5 protein-coding genes and 3 pseudogenes are annotated in these 3,799 nt (G+C 45.6%); 7 read left to right on the plus strand and 1 reads right to left on the minus strand.

Annotated features, from left to right (window positions below; translation table 11 throughout):
* From H6G00_RS17255 to H6G00_RS17285, 7 genes and pseudogenes are all read left to right on the plus strand, one after another.
* Positions 1-106: pseudogene (locus H6G00_RS17255) on the plus strand (IS630 family transposase); the annotation flags it as partial.
* Positions 107-245: 139 nt separating this feature from the next.
* Entirely contained in the window at positions 246-395 is a 150-nt protein-coding gene (locus H6G00_RS36705) for a BBE domain-containing protein (RefSeq protein ID WP_347278193.1), read from the plus strand.
* Positions 396-503: 108 nt separating this feature from the next.
* Entirely contained in the window at positions 504-1,388 is an 885-nt protein-coding gene (locus H6G00_RS17265) for a bile acid:sodium symporter family protein (RefSeq protein ID WP_190797705.1), read from the plus strand.
* A gap of 302 nt (positions 1,389-1,690) precedes the next feature.
* Complete coding sequence (locus H6G00_RS17270) at positions 1,691-2,050, plus strand: nuclear transport factor 2 family protein (protein WP_190797706.1); 360 nt, start codon at positions 1,691-1,693, stop codon at positions 2,048-2,050.
* Positions 2,051-2,266: 216 nt separating this feature from the next.
* A pseudogene (locus tag H6G00_RS17275) lies at positions 2,267-2,455 on the plus strand (response regulator transcription factor); the annotation flags it as partial.
* Positions 2,456-2,629: 174 nt separating this feature from the next.
* Positions 2,630-2,890, plus strand: coding sequence for a hypothetical protein (locus tag H6G00_RS17280; RefSeq protein ID WP_190797708.1), 261 nt, complete (start codon positions 2,630-2,632; stop codon positions 2,888-2,890).
* 121 nt (positions 2,891-3,011) lie between these two features.
* Positions 3,012-3,659 (plus strand): hypothetical protein, encoded by a 648-nt coding sequence (locus H6G00_RS17285; protein ID WP_190797709.1) that lies wholly within the window; start codon positions 3,012-3,014, stop codon positions 3,657-3,659.
* 45 nt (positions 3,660-3,704) lie between these two features.
* On the opposite strand, the pseudogene H6G00_RS17290 reads toward H6G00_RS17285, so the two are convergent.
* Positions 3,705-3,799 (minus strand): annotated as a pseudogene (locus H6G00_RS17290) (IS5/IS1182 family transposase); the annotation flags it as partial.

A 3,799-nucleotide genomic window follows, 5' to 3' on the forward strand; every position in this document is an offset into this window, starting at 1 on the left:
GTGGTTTGTGCTCAAGAACTGGATGCGACAACGATGGAGTGAGTTTGAGAGTTTTCACAATTGTATAGATGCAGCTTTCAAAACCTGTCCTAACGTGCTCCCGTAGAGCTATAATTGTGCGATTGCCTAAATTGCTCAGCTATCTTATCGAAAATGATTTTGGTTTGAATCGGCTTACAGACAAAGTCATCACATCCAGCAGATAGGGCAGCGATCTGGTCTTCTCAAAAGGCGACATCAGTATCCTGGATGAGCATGAGCAGAAGCGTGTTCTGCTTGCCTTTGGGTCAAATTACGAGCGCTTGCTCGATCTTAAACAGAAATACGAGCTCGATGATGTGTTTCATTCGACGCTGGGACATCTTGTATTACAGCACAACAATTGGCTGCCCTGAAGATGGAGCTAAATAAAAAACAAAACCCCATTAAAAACTTTGATTTTTATCCTGTACTTAGAGCGGTTATAATCAACAGCCAATGAAGCAATAAACCCAGCTCAATCCATGCAAGCTACCTTTTTTACCACCGTTCTTTTACCAGTCGGTCTAGCGATCGTGATGCTAGGCATGGGGTTAACCCTTCTACCAGAAGACTTTCAACGAGTCACCCGTTATCCTAAAGCGGTGGCTGTTGGTTTGATCAGCCAATTGGTTTTTCTCCCTGTCGTTAGCTTTTTGGTTGCTTCAATCGTACCCATGCAACCAGAAATTGCAGTGGGATTAATGGTGCTAGCACTCTGTCCGGGCGGTCCTTCTTCAAATATGATTACTTATTTGGCTAAAGGAGATGTCGCCCTTTCTGTGACTCTAACGGCTTTGAGTAGTGCCATTACCGTATTCACAATCCCCATATTTGCAAATCTGTCGCTGCAACACTTTGCTGGTCAAGGCGCGGCGATCGCCTTACCCGTTGGGCAAACCATGCTGCAAATTTTCGCGATCGCCCTGGTGCCAGTGGGACTGGGAATGTTGATTCGCCAACAGTTTCCTGATTTAGCCCGCCGACTGGAGAAGGTTGCAAACCGTCTAGCCATTGCCTTCCTCGCTTTAATTATTCTGGCAATCATCATTCGCGAGTGGAGCCGCATCCCCGGTTTTATTGCTCAAGTCGGAATTGGGGTAGTATTGCTCAATGTGATCTCAATGGCAATCGGATTTTGGTTTGGTCAGTTGTTTAATCTAAAGTTTCCCCAGCGCATCTGTATTGCGATCGAGGTAGGAATTCAGAATGCGACGTTGGCGATCGCCATTACTGCTGGGCTGTTAAATAATCCCGATATGGCGGTTCCTGCTGCTGTTTACAGCTTATTTGCATACGCCACTGCCATTCTTGCTATCTTCTATGGCAGAAGAACTGCTCAAAGGATTTATCAGGAAGAGATATCATGAGTAAATCATCTAACCGTTGATTCAATCCTTTCAAGTTTGATTTCCGGTTTACCCAAAATTTTGATCCTTAGCGGAATGTCCCCGAAACAAGTTCGCTAACACCATAAGAATCTGACAAATCGCCGTAAGAATCTGAAAGCAATTAAGCATTGCAACTCATTACGCTTTAGATAGATAAAACAAAATTGGTAAGGACTCAATCTTGACCAACTGTTAAACCATTAGAAGAAATGACAATGACAACCTCTCATGATCTATTGCTTAAACCTGATCAAGGAAAGATAAACCTTTAAGGAGAAGTCATGGAATCTAGTCAAAGTGTCGTCGTAGAGCGACTGCAACAAGCACAAAACGCGCATGATCTGGAAGCATTTTTAGCCTGTTTTGCACCTCACTTTCAGGGCGCTCATCCAGTCCATCCCGAAAGGGATGAACTGGGAATTGAGCATGTCCGTAGGAATTGGTCTGCTATGTTCCACAACATCCCAGATTTTCACTCCGAGTTACTCCGATTGACAGTTGAGGATGAAACGACCTGGGCTGAGTGGTACTGGTTCGGCACCCATCGTAATGGTTCGCAGTTTGGTATGCGTGGGGTGACCATTCTTGGCATACAAGCAGATCAGATCGAGTCGGCACGCTTGTATATGGAACCTGCGTAAGTGAGTTCAGTTGCGATACTTTCTAGAGGTCAGTGCGTGCCTTTGCTATCTCACCCTAGAGATTGCAATGTCTACCTACAGAGCAGTTGTGTGGGGTATGGACATCAGCAAAGTCGTGATTGATTGTAGTTAATGATTAGCAGTTTTAGCACCACCTAAGAGGTTTTCATGCAAAAAATAAAATATTCCTCCTCAATATCTTTAGCACCTGCTCACAAACTCTCAGTTCGTGAATTGGAAGTTTTGAAGCTCATGGCAGAAGGTCAAAGTAATTCTGAAATTGCAGCCCATCTATATCTGAGCCACAACACTGTAAAAACTCATGTACGTGGGATCTTCAACAAGCTTGGAGTTGACCATCGTGTACAGGCTGCCGTAGCCGCTTTACGTCAAGGGCTAATTTAAGAGGTTTAATGATGGCTTCTGGGACACTCGTTTGATGGAGCCGTTGGATTAGGCGCAACCCAGGAAGAAATTGGTATTCTTGAAATTGGCTCAGAGGGCTACACAATCCCTCCAGAATTACAGGCGGGTATTTTCTATGGCATTGCTGATTTTGGCAAAACCGCACCCACATATGTGAACGTTCAAGATACACCAAAAGCATTGACCGCGGTTGAAGGTGCGAATCACTATAGCATTACCAATCAAGATAGCGATCGCGATCCCATTCGACCAACGCTGGATCAAACCCTAGCAACTGAGGCGATCGGACGCTGGAGTGGACTGTTTCTACGATCGCATCTTCTCCATAATCAAGACGCTTTTGATTACGTCTACAGTACAGGCGACAACCTTGATCCAAACGTGAGTGTGATTAGTCAAACTCCATTAGGTTAAATCATTCCCAACCAAACAAAGGTGCATCATTGCAACTTAACCTCTAATCTCGACCTCCCAACTATTTATTTTTGGTGTTCCTACCATGAAAGTCGCTCACTTCCTAGTTTCAAGTCTTGTTGTGGCTTCTACCATAATTGGAGTGGCGATCGCTACCGTCGATCAATCCACACCGATCGCCAGCGTCCCAACTCCTTCCTCATGGATTGCATATCCCTCCACGCTGACCTCAATGGCTTTTACTCCTGTCCATCACACTTCTCCTACGCTCGAATCTGCTCAATCTGACTCAACACCACAGTCTGAATCGCTCAGCAGTCAGTCACCCCTCACACTCAATGGCATTGGTCCAGTGCGCGTTGGCATGACCATTGCTGAAGCTGAACAAGCGGCAAGGGTTCCCATCCCAGCAGCAGATACCGATGACAATGGTTGTGGCTATATCCATCCGCAGGGCATTGAAAACTTGTTGTTCATGGTGACAGGCAACCAAATCGTGCGTGTAGATGTGGTGCGCGACAGCACAATCAGAACCCTCAACGGTGCGGGTATTGGCAACACCAGAGCCGAAATTGAAGCAATGTATCCCGGACAAATCGAAGTGTCGCCGCACGAATACGTTCAGGGTGGTCATTACCTGACCTATGTACCAACCGATGTGAGCGATCGCAACTACCGTATTTTGTTTGAAACGGATGAAAACGACATTGTGACTCGATTGCGATCGGGCAAACTTCCAGAAGTAACCTGGGTTGAAACCTGCTTCTAAGCGTGAGTTACTTCTCATCAAATTTGCTAGGGCGTGTTTTAAAACCTAGAACCAAAAGAGAATTGCAGCAATGGTGAGCATGGCAAGATAGTTCTCCGCTCGTTTCTCATAGCGTGTTGCAATACGTCGAAACTGCTTGA

Origin of the sequence: Leptolyngbya sp. FACHB-541 (genome assembly GCF_014695875.1) — a bacterium.
Lineage (GTDB): Bacteria > Cyanobacteriota > Cyanobacteriia > Elainellales > Elainellaceae > JAAUTN01.

Bases quoted from the DNA above. Each gene is read 5' to 3' on its own strand.
- H6G00_RS17270 (WP_190797706.1), top strand. From the start codon at position 1,691: ATGGAATCTAGTCAAAGTGTCGTCGTAGAGCGACTGCAACAAGCACAA.
- H6G00_RS17265 (WP_190797705.1), top strand. From the start codon at position 504: ATGCAAGCTACCTTTTTTACCACCGTTCTTTTACCAGTCGGTCTAGCG.